This window comes from Vibrio sp. 970 (assembly GCF_033339075.1).
Genome location: NZ_JAWOTW010000001.1, coordinates 575,266 through 595,770 on the forward strand (window position 1 = coordinate 575,266; position 20,505 = coordinate 595,770).

Below are 20,505 nucleotides of genomic sequence, written 5' to 3' on the forward strand. Positions count from 1 at the left end.
AGGAAGCTCCATGCCTCGAATGGTCTTTTTTTGTTGTATGGACGCACTATATCAATGGAAAAACCGTGATAAAAGCCTCAAATCAAGGTTAAGAGAAGGTTAGCGATTACGCAAACGTTTAGGACTGGAATTACTGATAATTTTACTTATTGTGTTGATTGATAATAACGATGACATTAATAGCTCAAACACCATTGAAAGTAAGGGAATATTTACATATGATTGAAAATGATAATTATTTTCAAGTGCTGTGTTTATGTATTTTATTATTAGCTTGCTCGTGTTTTTTTTGCTGTATATCAGAACAAAACCGAACTCGTGGTGTGCGGGGATTCATATCGTAAGCCACTTTTTTATCGTTGCATTTTGTCCTGCAATTTATGTTGTTCAATATTTAATCGTTACGTTTTTTTCGTCACCGATATTGATTAAGATGTCATCACGCTCCGGTGTATACAACATTCTCATTGCTTTTCTTCCATTATTGATCGCAACCGGCAGTCTGGCGTTTAGCTGAATGATTTCATCTCTCTTCTTTTCTTAAAACAACTACACTTAATCAGAATAAGGTATCAATTTCATATAATTATTCGATATCTACGCGTCAGCACATGTGTCACATTTCTGTGACTACGAGTAAGTTTTACTTATGTTGCTTGGTAGTAGGGTATTTATCGATTGTTTAATGATTCAATACTTAGTTTAATCGTATAAAGGTGTGCAGTATGCCGCACTAAATTAATAAGAAATTATCTAAAAAGGTTAATGGGAAACGTAAGCCATTAGCGGAGGTCAGATGAGTACGCACACGGTACCGCAGAGCGCGATTGTAAATGCTGTCAAAGGTGAAGTTTTGGTTTTGGGCCTGGATGGAAACGTTAAGGTCATAAAAGCGGGGGATGAGTTAAGACCTGGCGAGATTATTATCACAGAAAATAATGCTTCTCTCGACGTACAGATAAATAATGAGCTTTATCTGGTCGACGCAAATTGTGTTGCTTGTCTTCCTGTGCCTTCTTCTGAACCGTTAGAACCAGTATTGGTACAATCTCCAGTTAATGGCTTAGTGACTTTTGACCCAACGGCTATTGGAAGTGCTGACTTCGACGCCAACGATATTGCCGCTATCCAGCAAGCTATTTTAGACGGAGCTGACCCTACCGCTATCTTAGAAGCAACAGCTGCTGGCGCAGGTGCTGAAGGCTCGGCTAATGCTGGCTACGTGACGGTTGAATATAATAACCCGGAAGTACTCGCGTCTACTTTTTTTGAAACGTCTGCGACTCGCAGCGGAGAAGATGATCGCGACGAAGATGACGGTTTGAATGTCACGATCTTTGCTGATGGTGGGCAGTCACTGCAATCTAACGTAACAGAAGGCTCAATTTCTCTATCTAGCTACCCGCAAACCATTTCTTCTAGTGTGCTGGTTGAAGCAGGGGATCTCGCACTTGATACTGCTTCATTTGTACCTGAAACGTCCTCATTAGAGTCTTTGTTAACCGAGTTAAATAGTGACATTACCTCTGGTGGTCAGCCAGTGGCGTTCGTTTACGACGAAGCGCAAAATGCCATTATCGGCACTCAAGGTGGTAACGAAGTGCTTCGTATCGAGATCGAAGCGACATCTTTAGGCCGTGATTTAGAGTTAGAGGTCGTTACCACGATTAGCCAGGGTATTGACCATGTGGCGTCCATCGCTGATGGCCAAGTATCTATCGTCGGTGATCAAATCAATATCGCTTTTGACATTACAGGCGCAGATATTGGTGGTAATAGCATTCAAGCGCCTATCGATTTTACGACAACCGTTATTGATGGCGATGATCCTGCGCCGCAAAACGTTACATTTGAAAACGTTGAATCTTCTTCTACACCAATCACTGGCACCTTTGTTGATATTGGTAGTGATCAATTGGCAACAGTCACGTTTAACCAAGAAGGACTTAGTCAATTCGATGGCCTATTGAGTGATAATCAGGCGACAGAAGCGGTACTCTCTGAAGACGGCAGTACTATCACCTTGTCCATTGCTGGCTCGAATGAAACCGTCTTAACCATCAGTCTGAACACCGATGGTACCTACCAATTTGAGCAATTTAAGCCGTTAGAACAAACAAACGGTGAAGATACGATTGAGCTCTCTTTGCCAACCACAATCGTCGATTTCGACCAAGATACGGCAAGCAACACCTTTACGATGACCATCCTCGATGGCGATAATCCAGTGATTGAGAACGTGACGGGCTTGTCTTTAGACGAGGCGGGGGTTGACCAAGGTTCACAGGAAGGCGCGGCAGTAACAAGTGGTACTGGGTCGATCACGACAGCGGTCGGAAGTGACATCATTGATCACTATGAGTTGGAACCTACAGAGTTCAATGTTGGTGGAGAACTCCAATCTCAAGGGCAGGTTGTTCAACTAGAACTAGCGTCCGAGAGTAACGGCGTACGTACTTACGAAGGCTTCATCGAGCTGGATGGTGTGCGTATTACCGTATTTGATGTGGCGATTGATGCACCTGCATTGGGCGAATACCAATTCAACTTGTATGAACAACTTGACCATACGGGTGCTAACGATGACTCGCTCACTTTCTCACTGCCAGTTTACGCGGTAGATGCGGATGGTGACCGCTCCTCTATTACCGAAGGTTCGAACACACCAGAAGCTGCGCAAATTGTCATTCAAGTTCAAGATGACGTTCCTTCGATTGATGGCGTTGATGCGCTAGCCGTCGATGAAGACGATTTATCAAGCATTGGCTCCGATCAAAGCGACTCTGTGTTCGCGCAAGGTAGCTTCACAACGACTCAGGGCTCAGACCGTGTTGTAAGTTATCAATTAGAGAGCGGCACTGATCCACTCAATGGGTTGGAATCGCAGGGGCGATCTATCTCTCTGACGGAAACAACCAATTCAGATGGCAGCTTTACCTATTCTGCAACGGCAGAAGGGGACGCTATCTTCACCTTACAAGTGAACCCTGACGGTTCTTATTCATTTACCCTTGAAGGTCCAATCGATCATGCTGTGGGTAGCGATAGCTTAACTCTAGACTTCACTATTGTCGCAACGGACTTTGACGGTGACACCAGTTCACTTGTTCTACCGGTAACCATTGCCGATGATGTGCCAACCATTAATGACGTTGTCGCTCTTACCGTCGATGAAGATGACTTAAGTTTGGTAGGCTCTGACCAATCACAGTCAACGCTGGTCGAAGGTCAGTTTACGACAACTCAAGGTTCTGATGGCGTCGTACAGTATCAGTTGGATGTAAACGCTGATTCTTTAAATGGCCTGCAATCTCAAGGTCAAACCGTTTCCATTGCCGAAACGCAAAATGCAGATGGCAGTTACACCTACAGCGCAACGGCAAATGGCAGTGCAGTTTTCACATTAATTTTGAATACCGACGGCTCGTACAGTTTTGAGCTGCAAGGTCCAATTGACCATGCGGCAAATAGCGACAGCTTAACCCTTGATTTTAGCGTTATTGCTACAGACTTCGATGGTGACACAAGCCAAATCGTATTGCCTGTTACCATCGTGGATGATAAGCCAACTATTACCGATGTTGATGCGATTACTGTTGATGAAGATGATTTAGGCACGATTGGTTCGGACCAGACTGACCCGATTTCTATTGATGGTAACTTCACCACCACACAAGGCTCTGACCGAGTGGTGAGCTATCAGCTTGACGCGTCTGCAACACCAGTAGCTGGCCTTACATCACAAGGCGTGGCAGTTACGCTGACTGAAACCGCAAACGCTGATGGCAGCTTTACTTACGAGGCGACAGCGGGTAGTGAAGCGGTCTTTACGCTGACGGTGAATACTGATGGTAGCTATAACTTCACGCTAGAAGGGCCAATTGATCATGCTGTTGATAGTGATGAGTTAACGCTCAACTTCCCAATCATCGCGACCGACTTTGATGGCGATACCACAAATGCCACTATCCCAGTGACAATTGTGGACGATAAGCCAGTTATTACGGACGTGGATGCCATCACGGTTGATGAAGATGATCTAGCGTCAATCGGTTCAGACCAAAGTAATCCAATTTCTATTGATGGTAACTTCACCACCACGCAAGGTTCAGACCGAGTGGTGAGCTACCAACTCGATGCTTCAGCAACACCAGTGGACGGTTTAACCTCGCAAGGCGTGGCTGTCACACTGATAGAAACCGCAAATGGTGATGGTAGTTTCACTTATGAAGCGATTGCGGGTGGCAACCCAGTATTTACTCTGACAGTAGATACTGATGGCTCTTACAACTTCACGCTAGAAGGGCCAATTGATCACGCGGTTGATAGTGACGAACTGACACTCAACTTCCCAATTATCGCAACCGACTTTGATGGCGACACCGTTACTGAAACCATTCCAGTCACGATTGTTGATGATGTACCGACCATCACAGCGGTGGATGCGTTAAGTGTCGATGAAGATGACCTTACCGGTGTGGGTTCGGACCCTGGCGGCGATCTGTTCGTTGAAGGCGCGTTTACTACCACACAAGGCTCTGACCGAGTGGTGAGCTATCAACTGGATTCAACCGCTGATCCTGTTGCGGGGCTAACGTCTCAAGGTGAGGCGATTACCTTGGTGGAAACCGCCAACGGTGATGGCAGCTTTACCTATGTGGCGACCGCAGATGGCAATCCTGTTTTCACGTTAAACGTAGCAACAGATGGTACGTACGACTTTACGCTGCAAGGCCCGATTGACCATGCAGCAAACAGCGACAGCCTGACGATTGATTTCCCAATTATTGCCACCGATTTTGATGGTGATACGACTTCGGCAACCATTCCAGTCACGATTACGGATGATGCACCAATCATTGATAATGTCGTGCCTCTGGCTGTAGACGAAGATGATTTATCAGGCATTGGCTCAGACCAAACTGACGCTGTGTTTGTGGAAGGCGCGTTTACGACCACTCAAGGTTCAGACCGTGTGGTGAGCTACCAACTTGATTCAACGGCTGATCCTGTTTCAGGTTTAACTTCTCAAGGTGAGCCTGTTACTTTGGTAGAGACTGCGAATGCCGATGGCAGCTTTACTTACGTGGCTACCGCGGATGGCAATCCTGTCTTCACCATGAATGTGAATGCTGACGGTACATATGACTTCCGTCTGGAAGGGCCAATCGATCACGCGTTAAACAGCGATGAGCTAGTACTGAACTTCCCAATCATTGCAACAGACTTTGATGGCGATACGACGACCGCGACCATTCCAGTCACGATTACTGATGACGTTCCAACCATTGACAACGTTGTTCCACTCACGGTGGACGAAGATGATCTCGCTTCAATTGGCTCAGACCAAAACGATGATGTGTTCATGTCGGGTTCTTTCAGCACAACTGAAGGCTCGGACAGCGTTGTTAAATACCAGCTTGATGCAACAGCAGATCCAGTAGCAGGGTTAACCTCTCATGGTGAGCCTGTCGTACTTGCTGAGACAACAAATGGTGATGGCAGCTTTACTTACACTGCCACAGCAGATGGCAATGCCGTATTTGAATTGGTGGTGAAGCCAGATGGCAGCTACACCTTTACTCTGCAGGGCCCACTAGACCATGCGGTGAATAGCGACAGTCTGCAAATCGACTTCCCGATTATCGCAACAGACTTTGATGGCGATACGTCGACAGAAACACTACCTGTCACCATCGTTGACGATAAACCAACCATCACTGACGTAGACGCGATCCGCGTGGATGAAGATGACTTAGCGACGATTGGCTCTGACGGCTCAGATCCAATTTCAATCGATGGCAACTTCACTACAACGCAAGGTTCTGATGGGGTAGTAAGCTACCAATTAGATACTGCTGCAACGCCAGTTGATGGTCTAACATCACAAGGTGTGGCCGTCACGCTGGCTGAAACCGCAAACGGCGACGGTAGCTACACTTATGAAGCGACAGCAGGAACTGAAGCAGTATTTACGCTGACCGTTAATACGGATGGTTCATACAACTTCACGCTGCAAGGTCCAATCGACCATGCGACAGACAGTGATGAGCTGACACTGAACTTCCCAATCATCGCAACGGATTTTGATGGTGATACCACCACAGAAACGATCCCAGTCACCATCGTAGATGATAAACCGACCATTACTGATGTCGATGCGATTACCGTTGATGAAGATGACCTAGGCACGATTGGTTCAGATCAGACTGGCCCGATTTCAATCGATGGCAACTTCACTACCACACAAGGCTCTGACCGAGTAGTGAGTTATCAGCTCGATACTTCTGCAACACCAGTTGATGGCCTTACATCACAAGGCGTGGCAGTCACGCTAACTGAAACCGCAAACGCTGATGGCAGTTTTACCTACCAAGCAACAGCAGGCACTGAGTCGGTCTTTACACTGACAGTGAACACTGATGGCTCTTATAACTTCACGCTTGAAGGCCCAATCGATCATGCTGTTGATAGTGATGAGTTAACGCTCAACTTCCCAATCATCGCGACCGACTTTGATGGTGATACCACAAACGCCACGATCCCTGTGACGATCGTGGACGATAAGCCAGTGATTACTGACGTCGACGCCATTACCGTTGATGAAGATGACCTAGCGTCAATCGGTTCAGACCAAAGCAATCCGGTTTCTATTGATGGTAACTTCACCACCACACAAGGTTCAGACCGAGTGGTGAGCTACCAGTTAGATGCTTCTTCAACACCGGTTGACGGTTTAACCTCGCAAGGTGTGGCGGTCACATTAACTGAAACTGCAAACGGTGATGGCAGCTTTACCTACGAAGCAACCGCGGGCCCTGAAGCGGTCTTTACGCTGACAGTGAATACTGATGGATCTTACAACTTCACGCTAGAAGGGCCGATTGATCACGCGGTGGATAGCGATGAGCTGACACTGAACTTCCCAATTATTGCAACCGACTTTGATGGCGACACTGTCACTGAAACCATTCCAGTCACGATTGTTGATGATGTACCGACCATCACAGCGGTGGATGCGTTGAGTGTCGATGAAGACGACCTTAGCGGTGTGGGCTCAGATCCAGGCGGCGATCTGTTCGTTGAAGGTGCGTTTACCACCACTCAAGGCTCTGACCGAGTGGTGAGCTATCAACTGGATTCAACCGCTGATCCTGTTGCGGGGCTAACGTCTCAAGGTGAGGCGATTACCTTGGTGGAAACCGCCAACGGTGATGGCAGCTTTACCTATGTGGCGACCGCAGATGGCAATCCTGTTTTCACGTTAAACGTAGCAACAGATGGTACGTACGACTTTACGCTGCAAGGCCCGATTGACCATGCAGCAAACAGCGACAGCCTGACGATTGATTTCCCAATTATTGCCACCGATTTTGATGGTGATACGACTTCGGCGACCATTCCAGTCACGATCACGGATGATGCACCAATCATCGATAATGTTGTGCCTCTGGCTGTGGATGAAGACGACCTCGCATCTATCGGCTCAGACCAAACTGACGCTGTGTTTGTTGAAGGCTCGTTCACGACTACTCAAGGTTCAGACCGAGTGGTGAGCTACCAGCTTGATTCAACTTCGAATCCTGTTTCGGGATTAACCTCCCAAGGTGAGCCTGTTACTTTGGTGGAGACTGCGAATGCCGATGGCAGCTTTACTTACGTGGCTACCGCGGATGGCAATCCTGTCTTCACCATGAACGTGAATGCAGACGGCACATACAACTTCCGTCTGGAAGGGCCAATCGATCACGCGTTAAACAGCGATGAGCTAGTACTGAACTTCCCAATCATTGCAACAGACTTTGATGGCGATACGACGACCGCGACCATTCCAGTCACGATTACTGATGACGTTCCAACCATTAATAACGTTGTTCCACTGACAGTAGACGAAGATGATCTCGCTACAATTGGCTCAGACCAAAACGATGATGCGTTTATGTCGGGCTCTTTCACCACAACGGAAGGCTCAGACAGCGTTGTTAAATACCAGCTTGATGCAACAGCAGATCCAGTATCAGGGTTAACCTCTCATGGTGATCCTGTCGTGCTTGCTGAGACGGCAAATGGTGATGGTAGCTTTACTTACACTGCCACAGCAGATGGCAATGCCGTATTTGAATTGGTGGTGAAGCCAGATGGCAGCTACACCTTTACTCTGCAGGGCCCACTAGACCATGCGGTGAATAGCGACAGTCTGCAAATCGACTTCCCGATTATCGCAACAGACTTTGATGGCGACACCTCATCGAAGACGTTACCTGTCACCATCGTTGATGATAAACCAACCATCACTGACGTAGACGCAATCCGCGTGGATGAAGATGACTTAGCGACGATTGGCTCCGACGGCTCAGATCCAATTTCAATCGATGGCAACTTCACTACAACGCAAGGCTCTGATGGGGTAGTAAGCTACCAATTGGATGCTGCTGCAACGCCTGTTGACGGTCTAACATCACAAGGTGTGGCCGTCACGCTGACTGAAACCGCAAACGGCGACGGTAGCTACACTTATGAAGCGACAGCAGGAACTGAAGCAGTATTTACGCTGACCGTTAATACGGATGGTTCATACAACTTCACGCTGCAAGGTCCAATCGACCATGCGACAGATAGTGATGAGTTAACACTGAACTTCCCAGTCATCGCAACGGATTTTGATGGTGATACCACCACAGAAACGATCCCAGTCACCATCGTGGACGATAAGCCAACTATTACCGATGTTGATGCGATTACCGTTGATGAGGATGATTTAGGTACGATTGGCTCAGACCAAACTGACCCGATTTCAATCGATGGCAACTTCACCACCACACAAGGCTCGGACCGAGTGGTGAGCTATCAGCTCGATACTTCTGCAACACCAGTAGCTGGACTCACATCACAAGGCGTGGCAGTCACACTGACGGAAACCGCAAACGGCGATGGTAGCTTTACTTACGAAGCGGCAGCGGGGACTGAAGCGGTCTTTACGCTGACAGTGAACACTGATGGCTCTTATAACTTCACGCTAGAAGGTCCAATCGACCACGCGGTAGATAGTGACGAGCTGACACTGAACTTCCCAATCATCGCAACCGACTTTGATGGCGACACGTCTGCTGAGACAATTCCTGTCAAGATCGTTGATGACAAACCGACACTTGGTGGCATCGAAGCAACAAGTGTGCAAACGGTTGACGAGGACGATATCCCAACAGTCGGATCTGATGGTACGCAGTCGAACAGCATTGCAGGTAACTTCATCGCGACTGATGGCTCTGATGGCATTGTGGAGTACAGCGTTTCTGACCTGACGACGCCAGTACAAGGCCTGACCTCTGGTGGTCAATCTCTGGTTATGGTTGAAGTATCAAACGCAGGTGGCGTTTCAGTTTACGAAGCTCGTATTGATGGCACGACGACACCAGTATTCCGTGTGACTCTCGATGCTTCTGATGATAGCTACACGTTCGATTTGCTTGCTCCTCTCGATCATCCAAATGCTGATGGCCAAAATGAACTGGTCATCAATTTACCGATAAACGCGACTGACTTTGATGGAGACGTGTCGAACAACATCACCTTACCAATTACGGTTGTGGATGATGTTCCGACCATTGATGGTTTACTAGCAGGCAGCGAACAAACCGTTGATGAAGATGACCTACCAGCAGGCACGGATGCTGCAAGTGCAGAAGATACTGTTATTTCAGGTACTTTTGATATCACCGAAGGTGCTGACCAAGTTGCTTCTATTCAGCTGAGTGACCTGACCACGCCTGTTGCGTCACTGACTTCAGATGGTGAAACTATCACCTTAGTTCTGTCTTCTAGCGCAAACGGCGTGAACGTATACCAAGGTGTCGCTGGCAATCCTGCTGAAGTGGTGTTCGAACTGACTTTGGATGCGACGAACAACACCTACGAGTTCGATTTACAGAAGCCGCTTGATCATCCAGATGGTAATCAGCAAAACGAGATTGTTATTAACCTCCCTGTGACGGCGACAGATAATGATGGTGATACTTCACCAGCCTTCACATTGCCAATTACCGTAGTGGACGATGTTCCAGTGGTTACCAATATTGAAAGTCTGCGTGTCGAAGAAGATGACTTACCTCTTGGTTCCGATGGAACGAAAGAGCCATTAACGGTATCAGGTGAGTTCGAAGTCACTAGCGCAGATGGTATTGATGCTTTCGAATTGGATCTAAGCTCAAATCCTATCCCGAATCTGAAATCGGGTGGAGAAGAGGTAACACTTTCTCAAGACGTTGGCGCTTCAACTGCTGACGCGCTTGTTTACGTGGGACAAACACCGGGTGGAGTGACGGTCTTCACGTTGACACTTCATCAAGATGGTAAATACGACTTTGAGTTATCTGGTCAGTTAGATCACGCGGTTAACTCTGATGAGATTTTGTTGAATCTACCTGTGAAGATCACGGATGGCGACAACGATACCATCACTGCGACCTTGCCAGTTACGATCGTAGATGACAAACCAACCATTGATGCTATTAGCTCTGGTAGTACCTTGTCTGTGGATGAGGATGATATTCCAAGCCAAGGTTCGGACGACACGCCAGAATCCAATATCATTGGTGGCAACTTTGACGTTACTGATGGTGCCGACTCTATCGTTAGCTTCCAGTTGGATAGTTTAACATCGCCTGTTTCTGGCCTTACCTCAGGTGGTCAACCGCTTGAGTTGGTTGAGTTTTCAAATTCAAACGGTGTGATTGAGTACCGAGCTTATGTACAAGGTACGACGGACACCGTCTTTAAACTGACGCTAAATGGTTCAGCAGACAGTTATGAATTTGAACTGTTGGGTGCACTTGATCATCCTGCGGGTAACGATGAAAACTCGTTGGTCATTAACTTCCCAGTCAACGCGACTGATTTTGATGGCGATGTGTCCAATAACATCACCTTGCCGATCACCGTGGTGGACGATGTCCCAGCTATTGTGAAAGTGACAGACTCTAGCCAACAAACCGTTGATGAAGATGATCTTTCCGGTGGCTCTGACACGACAAGTAGTGATTCAACGGTATTGAACGGCGGATTTGAGGTCGTTGCTGGTGCAGACAAGATTGTCAGCTACCAAGTTTCAGACCTCGATGCAGTCGTGTCTGGTTTAACGTCGAACGGCAGCAGCATCGAGTTGAATCTAGTAAGCACGAATGGTGGAGTAACCAGTTACGAAGCGGTTATTACTGGCACATCAACTAAGATCTTCACGCTGTCTCTTGATGCGAATAATGACAGCTACCAATTTGAGCTGTTGGGACCAATCGACCATGACGCTGTTCAAGGTGAAAACAACCTTGTCATTGATATTCCAATTACAGTAACAGACTTTGATGGTGACACGTCATCATCACTGAATCTTCCAATTACCGTAGTTGATGACATTCCCGAAATTAAATCAGCAGATGCTTTGGCTGTTGATGAGGATGACCTTGCCAACGGCTCTCAGGCAACCAACAAAGACAGCCTAGAAGCAACGGGCAATTTCGATACGGTGGAAGGGGCAGATACCGTTGTCTCTTATCAGCTGGATCTTACTTCTAACCCGATACCAGGAGTAACTTCAGGTGGTTTTGCGGTGACGTTAGTTCAAACCGCGGTAAGCAACAACAACTTTACTTATCAAGGTCAAACACCTGATGGTAACTCAGTGTTCACACTAGTTTTGAACGCTGACGGCTCTTACAAGTTTACGCTTGAGGGTGCGCTAGATCACTCAACTCAAGGCGAAGATACACTCATACTTGATCTCCCAGTCTTTGCGACCGATGTCGATGGTGATACGGCAGGTATTAACTTACCAGTGACGATTACCGATGATGTTCCAACCTTGCACGATGCATCTATTTCGCGTGTTGAGGGGCAAGGCAGCCGCACGGTTCGTTTATTCCGAGACCCTGTAGAGGGGGATGATGACCTTGGTGCTGACGGCGCACAAGTGACTTCATTCTCGGCTGATGATTCAGGCATTTACTTTAAGCAAAATGGTGTTGATTCTGATTCTGTCGATTTGAACGGCAGCGACCAAGTCGTATTTGTTCACAAGGTTCTTGACGGAGTGGATACTGAAATCGGTCGTTTGGTTGTTCGAACCGATGGCAGTGTGTCATTCCGTCCGAATGACGACCTTGACCATACCGAAACCGACTCGATTGATTTCACCATCAACGTTGTTGCAACCGATGGTGATGGCGATATCGCAGATGCCGATGTGGATATCTCGATAAGAGACCGCAATGCGCAAATTGACACGTCTACCGTTACTGCGTTCGAAGACCAAGGGCGTGATGGTGTCGTTGTGGGCGTTGACTCTGCAAATACTCAGGACAACTTGTCGACGCTGGATGTTAGCCCTGCGAAAGTCGACTTGGTTATCAATTTACACGATATCGACCGTAACGAGAGCTTAGGTGACATCACTATTCGAGATGCTGATACTCACAACGGTACGTTCTACTACAGAGACGGCAGTGGCAACTACATTGAATTAACATCTGTGGGCAATACGGTTGTTCTCGACGCATCAAATGTGGAGCAGTCATTCAATGGTGAGCTTGTCTCGCTAGATAACTTGTACTTCGTACCAGATCGTCATACATCAACCGATGCTTCTGGTATCGATCCTCGTATCCGCGTGGAAATTCTTAACAATGGTACGCCAGATCATACGATTAATGGTCGTTTAGACATTGAAGTTGCTGCCGTCGCAGATATTGCAACGTGGACGGCAAGCAGCGAATTTAACTACTCGGTTGACGAAGATGGAAACAATGTCGCACTTAACATCACGGCTGAAACCCAAGACACTAGTAACCCTGAAGGCATTGTGTACGAGCTTGTCTTTACACAAGGAGAAGGTAACGCAGAGTTAGTCTATTCAGATGGTAGTGCGATACCAAAATCCGGTGGTGTTTATCTGGTGGATGCAAGCCGAATTGATGAAGTTCAAGTTGATCCGATAGATAACTTCTCGGGCGAAATCAGAATTGATGTCACCGCTATTACGACGGAAAACAACAATCCACTGCTTGGGAAAGATACCGCTCGCTCAGAAACCGAAACCATCATTATTGATGTAAACCCAGTTGCGGATAAAGGTAGTTTTACTGTAAACCGAATTAATGTGTTTGAGGATAATGCTCGAACTCAAAATACGGTAGACCCTGTCACTGATCACGACCCACTCCAATTAAGTGAAGTGATCACCATGAAACCATCAGCGGACTTAGATGGTTCTGAAGCGTTATTTGTGCGCATTTCTAACTTCTCAATTGATGGGGTTACTTTGGTGTGGCTGGACTCAGCAAACCCAAGTCAGATAGTAGAAGTGACCGATTCAGGCGGCAATGTACTTTATTACGAAGTGCCAGAGTCTGAATTAGCGAACGTCGAAGTTCTTCCTCCGTTGCACAGCAATGATGACTTTACTTTCAATGTCGAAGGCATTGTGAAAGACACAGCATCATTGTCTACCGGTACGACAGAAGATGTGTTGTCACTGGGCAGTAAGACCGTCATCGTTGGTGTAAAAGGTGTTGCTGACATACCAGACACGGTATTAATTGACGCGGGGAACGTTTGGAACCGATTCGTAGACGGAGATGTGGCCGGAATAGAGACGACTATTGAAGAGAATGGTGTTGTAAACCTCAACTTCTCGGTTGTATCTGGTGAAGTTGCCGATAGACCACAGGATGATTCAGAAGCCATTACTGTTATCCTGTCCAACATCCCCGATGGTGTTCGTGTCGTAGATTCAGACGGTTCAAGCGTTGACCTCACTTTTGTTGGCTATGATGGTAACGGTCAACCGATTTACGAAGCAAACATCACTGGGCTGAATTTTAATTCCGGTATTCAAATTATTCCGGAAGCCTCTTCAACTGAAAACATTGCGATTACAGGGACGATCATTGTTACCGAGAATGATGGTCATAGTCGTGTGATTGAAAGAGAGGTAAGGATCAAGGTCGAACCCGTTATTGATGCTCAAGATAACTACGTTGTTCGATCGGAGGGAGATGAAGATACGCGCTTTGACATCGATTGGAAACCGACGCTCGTACAAAGCCCTGATACCGATGAATTCTTTAGTGATGTAACCATCTCTGGATTTCCTCCAGGCAGCACGGTCTATGTAGATGGTGTGGCACAAGCGCTTGTTTCTGGAACACTAACGCTTTCACCGCAAGCCGGTGAATCAGAGCAAGATTTTTCCGCTAAAATCTCTCAAAGTGGCTATGTTCAAGTCCAGTTGGAGCAGGATTCAAGTACTGACTTTGACTTGACCACGACCGTCACTGTGAAAGAGATTGACCATGAATATGTTGACGCTTCGAATCCCGGTGAAGGTATCGCTGAGAAAACCATCAATGGTACGGTGAATGTCCAAGTTAATCCAATCGTTGAGCCAGAGGATAAGACGGGGGCAATAGACGACCAAACCCGTCTGCTTGTCACTGAAAGTGGTGGTGGTGCTACCGATATCGTGAAGTCAGACGATCAAGGTAACATTGACTTTACGATCAACACTTCTATGGGGGGCGAATCTGGTGCTCATATCATTAAATATCAAGAGTTTGATGCGTCTTCAGATGAAGTGGTGACTCAACTTGTTGTTCAATTTCACAATGTGGACCCTGAGATCCTCAACCAATTGGTTATCGTCGGTGCACTAAATGAAGGTGGAGGTCGTTGGACAGTAACTAATGAAGACAACTTCTCAATTAAAGCGCCGTCTGGACTTGATTTAACACCAAACGATGACAGTGACGATGGCGATAACGGTGGTCTCTCTCAAATTGGCTTAACCATTTACGCAGAAGTGAATGATTTGGGCGAAGATTTGGGCAACGAAAAAGATGCGACGGTCGTGCGTCAAACGGATGTGACACTAGAGTTTCCAACCGTCCTCACACCGAAAATGAGTGTAGCGGCAGAGATTCAGGTGGCTGATGATGTCCAAATTCAAGCGTTGGAAGACAATTCTATTAACCTTGGTGCTCAGTTGACGTCGAAAGTCGATGCGATTAATGCAGATGGTGTGGAAGATGTCTTAACTATTATCGTCGATCCTTCAGCTCCTGGCATTCCTCCTGATTTGGTGATCACGGGGACGGATGTTGATTTTGTCAATGGTAAATACGTGTTCCAAGCCCATATCGATGCGAGTGGAAATATTACTGGCCTTGATGGCTTGACGATGCACTTGGCAGAAGATTACGCAGGTGATTTCGAATTACCAATTCGGTTTGTCACTAAAGACACTGAGTCCGGTGATGAAAAAGAAAATAATGTCCAGTTTCCAGTTCAGGTTTTACCGGTTGCAGACGTTCCGAGTTCAGCCGGGGATCAGCCGTTGGATAGCGATGTCACACCGAATGTAAAAGTAGATATCGTTGGTACTTTCGGCTTGGATGCAAACAAACAACCTGTAACTGATCTAAATAACGACGTTCCCACGGCGGATGGTGTTGGTTACGAAGATGGCTTAATCCAACTTAACTTGAGTGTTGATTTTGCCGATCAATTTAACAACACTCAAGGTGGTCGAGAAACACTAACGAACATCAAGTTAGAGCTTGATGACACAACATTAGGTGAGTTTGTTGATGCCAATGGTAACAGCTTAGGAACCAGTATTGAGTTTAATGAAGCTGAGATTTTAGCTGGTGCGCTTGACAATGTTCTGTTTAAGCCAAAAGAAAATTACCCCGTAGGTGGTGGCCAAAATACCGTCAAGATTAATATCGAGGGAGAAATTACAGATGAAGCTGTGTTTGATCAGTCTATCTTGAATAACTCTGGCGATAATATAGATGTGAGAACCTTCACTGACGATGTCACATTTGAAGTTACGCCAGTCGTTGATGACATTACCATTACAGGTGCCGATCCGACGCAGCCAATCACGGTGATTGGTGACGAAGATACTTTAATTTCGCTGAATCAATCGGGCTCTGGTGTTTCGATCAGCCTGAACGATAATGACGGTTCTGAGAGTTTCGTTTCACTCAAGTTAACGGGGCTTCCTGATGACTTTATCGTTAAATCCAATTCCTCTGATTATGTTGTTAAGAACAACGGTGGGGGCGAATGGAGTATTCAACTAAAAGATCTCACTCAGACGTCCATTGACCTGAGTGACATCCAAATTAAACCGCCAAAACACTTTAGTGGCGAGGCTGAGATAGGTATTACGGTCTTCATTCAAGAGGAGTTGCTACAAGTTCCAACGGAACGAAACAACAACTTTACGCTTATTGTCAATCCTATTGGTGATGATGTTGATGTGAACCCCGACACTTCGGCTGCAGGTAATGAGGGCGAAGACATTGTTATTAATGTAAATGCGTTAGTGGTTGATAACAAAGAGTCCATCGGAGATGGTGCAAACTACCAGGAAAATGATCCAGAGACGCTGAGAGTTGAGGTCTCCAATGTCCCTGATGGGGCGAGTGTTTCATTACCTGATGGGACAGTGTTTACTGACCAAGGCGGCGGCATTTTTGTCTTAGAAATCAATGCTCAAGACTTGGATCAAGTGGTGTTTAATTCTGGGGATCGCAACGATAACTCATGGGATGGTTCGCTGCATTTCAAAGTGCAAGCCGTTGATACTGGGCTCGATGGCAGTCAAAGCTTGGGCTCCGCAGAGGAGTTTGATGTCACTGTTGATGTTGAAGCAGTGAACGATCGTCCAGAGTTCGTCAATACCGTGGATGTGGAAACACCAGAAGATACGCCAATGCTGCTTGATGGTTTCAGCATTACCGATATTGATGCCGTACTCGATGATCCGAATGCTGAATATGTACTCAATGTGAACGTCGACAGCGGTATCTTGGAGCTTAATCCAACGCTCATCGCTACTTACAACCTAACCGTGAGCGGTGATGGTACGGACTCCGTTGAACTGAAAGGTACAGTGGCCGATCTAAACAATGCCATTGCAGACGGTCTGATTGAGTTTAATCCAGACCTGAACTTCTTTGGTGACGTTCAGGTGGACGTGACAGTCGATGACCAAGGTAATGAAGGTATCGTAATTGGTGGGGTAGATGACACCCTAAATACCAACAGCAGCAGCTTCAATATTGAAGTGACAGCGGTGAATGATACCCCAGAAACTACGCCAGTGACGCTACCGGATATTGAAGAAGATAGTGGTGTGTTCTCCATCTCTGAAGCGGATCTTATTGCGAATGCGACAGACGTAGAGAACGATAACCTCACGGTCAGCAATGTTCAGTTAACGGATCCGAATTCGGGTAGCATTACTTTCAACAGTGGTACGGGAGAGTGGGAATTTACCCCAGCACCAGATTACAACGGTCCAGTTGAAATCACGTACACCATTACAGATGATGGCACGACAAGTGGTGCATCCGATCCTAAATCGGTTAACGGCAGCGCATCGTTCAACGTAACGGAAGTCAATGATGCTCCAACGACGTCTGAAGTGGTACTTTCTGATATCGCAGAAGACAGTACGGCGGTTGAAATTACCCAAGCTGATTTGTTAGCGAATGCTTCTGACATTGAAAACGACACCTTGATGGTGAGTAATGTCCAGTTGGTTGACCCAAGCAGCGGCACATTGGATTTCGACAACGTAACAGGTACATGGTCATTTACTCCTGCGCCTGGCTACAACGGCAAGGTCGATCTGACCTACGACATTACCGACAACGGTACAACGAACGGTGTTTCTGATCCTCAAACGGTGTCAGGAACGGCGACCTTCGAAGTCACTGAGGTGAACGATGCACCGGTAACATCAGAGGTAACGTTGAGTAGTACGGAAGAAGATGGTGGTTCGGTAACTATTACGGCTACTGAGTTGCTGAGCAACGCAAGTGATCCTGAGTCAGACAACTTGACCGTCGATAATGTTGCGTTAGTGGACCCAACTTCCGGCACGTTGACTCAAGTGAGTGCGACAGAGTGGACGTTTGAACCCGCAGCAGATTTCTTTGGTGACGTTAATTTCACTTATGAAATCACAGATGACGGAACCACTAACGGCGCTCCAGACCCAATTACAATCGCGGGCACAGCAGTGTTGAATGTTGAAGCGACCAATGACGCACCTGAAATCACTGCAGCGTCGGTAACGGATACGATCAATGAAGCTGATGGCCAGAAAGTAACGGGTATTAGTGTGAGTGACGTCGACTTTGCGGGCGCACAAGCAAATGAAAGCATGACCGTGACTCTTACAGTTACCGAGGGCGACCTTCGTGTCGAGCCGCCAGCAGGTAGTGGTGTGACTGTTGGGGCGGGGATGGCTGGTGAAATAACCCTAATGGGCACACCAGATAATATTAACTCCGTTCTTGGAGCAACAGACGCTTCTGAGGGTGTATTTGTGGATGCAGGAGATGTCAACGCAGCTTCAATCACTTTATCGGTGAAAGTCGAAGACAACGGCGTGTACTTCGAAAATGCATCGGGTACCGCATTGGAGGCGAATCAAGACTTCACTATCAATGTGACACCTGTAGCTGATGCACCTACATTGAGTATCAATCCTCAGTTTAATTACATTCGTCAAATTGCGGCTAGCCAAACCGCGAGCAGTCAAGGTTTAGCGATTGTCGGAATCATGGCGGCGCTTACTGATGTTGACGAGGTGCTGTCTTTGGAGCTAACGGGCGTACCAGCTAGTGCTGAGGTAACAAGTGGCGTTTCTCCATCAGGCATTAGCTTCGATGGTACCACTTGGACAGTACCAAGCGATGAAATTGATACGCTAGAAATTGTCGCAACAGATACTAACAGTGGTATTGATGTCGGTTCTTACGATATTTCGCTTACGGCGATATCAACGGAATCTAATGGCGATGAAGCGCAGTCTTCACCTGTCCAAATTAGTTTGGATGTGAGTAGTGATAGCGACGATATTGACCAGTCAACCGCAGTGGACGACAGCTATTTAGTCGGCGGAGACACAGGTACCAACTTGATTGGTGGAGACGGTGACGACGTTATTCTGGGTGGTGATGGTGATGACGTGCTTATCGGTGGCTTAGGCTCAGATATCTTAACGGGTGGAGACGGCAGCGATATCTTCAAGTGGACGGTAGATTCCGTTGATGAAGGGGCAGTGGATACCATTACTGACTTCACTGTTAACGAAGACAGTATCGATTTACGTGAAGTTATCTCTGATCTCAATAACTCAATGATCGACATGGATGATCTGCTTGGTCACATTTCGGCAGACTACGATGCATCGACGGAAAGTGTTTCTCTGAACATTACGACGGATGCAAATGTTCAACAGACTATTGTCGTGGAAAACTTAGGTACTTCAATCGACTTCAACGGTCTCAGCTCCAACGAGATTGTAGAGTCATTGCTGAACAACGGTGTTATTGATAACGGATAAACCTGTATACAACATAAGAATGGGCGGCTCTGATAAGCCGCCCATTTTTTTCGGGAAAGCTTGATTTTAAACAGGAGATATTTGAATCGAAATAGAAAGCAAGAACGAAGCAAAGGGGTTATCTTGTTACAACGTTATAGTGATAGTTGGAAATTAAAATAGCGATAATTTGACGTTAAATCGCCTAAACGTGGATGTCTAGCAAGCTGCCAATGATTTCATTGTTTTTCTCTATGACAGACGCGCCAACTCGGTTATAACCAGCGGCTTGAGCTAGGTTGATGAGAAATTCAACTTTTTGAGAGGGAAGGCTAGGTGTTGAGGCTGTTATTGCGACATCCGCAACCGCAGCTAAATCGATGTTGTGATCAGAAAGCTCTTCTTTTACCTTACTTACATTATTGCTAATGCCATGTGCAGCTTTCTCGGCCATTTGTTGTGACATCTGAACGATGTGGTATCCAGATTGAATTCCCGATACAGGCATATCACTACTCCCAACATTATGATAGTGAGAGCATAGGTGGAGTTTATAAAACGTTCAAGTGTTTTATATCAATGACTTGATTAGGCAAACAGTTTGGCAAGCATTTCTCTTTCTTCACCAGATAGAACCGGTTTTTGCGCTTTATTTAGTTTCACGCTGATCTCACCTTGTAATGACTTTAACTGACTTGCCGTTAAATCACTGAGCTTTTGTTTAAGTTCATTAAATTGTTGTGCGTTCATCTCAATACCTTCGTCGTGATTCGGTTTATCCGTCGTTGCCCGAAATTCTTCATCCTTTGGATACAACATATTTATTCAACCAAAATAGATTAGAATTTGATCGATTGCTTTTTGTCCGAATATTGTCAAGGTGTGTTAAGTGATACGTCAGATTTTTCCTAAGAAGGTACATAATTACCCACTTTGGGGTAGGTGGAAACGTAAAAATAAAAAGGGAAGCGATATAGCGCTTCCCTCTTACATATGGTTGTGCCGTCCTAAATAAGGTTGACACTTTCCCCCAAAAAAATTGGAGAGTGTTATGAAATCAACAACTAAAAGAACTCAGCGCGATTACTCCCTCGCTTTTAAACTCACTG

General features: G+C 46.4%; 3 protein-coding genes. 1 reads left to right on the plus strand and 2 read right to left on the minus strand.

Features of this window, described 5'->3' with window-relative positions:
• The first annotated feature begins 796 nt into the window (after positions 1-796).
• The gene (locus R7Q11_RS02525) at positions 797-19,417 is read left to right on the plus strand and encodes a retention module-containing protein (RefSeq protein WP_225466149.1); all 18,621 of its coding nucleotides are present in this window, start codon (positions 797-799) and stop codon (positions 19,415-19,417) included.
• A 184-nt stretch (positions 19,418-19,601) separates the two neighbouring features.
• Here the strand turns inward: R7Q11_RS02525 and R7Q11_RS02530 are convergent, their stop codons facing one another.
• Positions 19,602-19,904, minus strand: coding sequence for a hypothetical protein (locus tag R7Q11_RS02530; protein ID WP_062731017.1), 303 nt, complete (start codon positions 19,902-19,904; stop codon positions 19,602-19,604).
• Between the two features lie 80 nt (positions 19,905-19,984).
• Positions 19,985-20,215 carry a hypothetical protein gene (locus tag R7Q11_RS02535; RefSeq protein WP_005376575.1) on the minus strand — a complete coding sequence of 77 codons (231 nt, stop codon included), beginning with the start codon at positions 20,213-20,215 and terminating at the stop codon, positions 19,985-19,987.
• Positions 20,216-20,505: the final 290 nt, after the last annotated feature.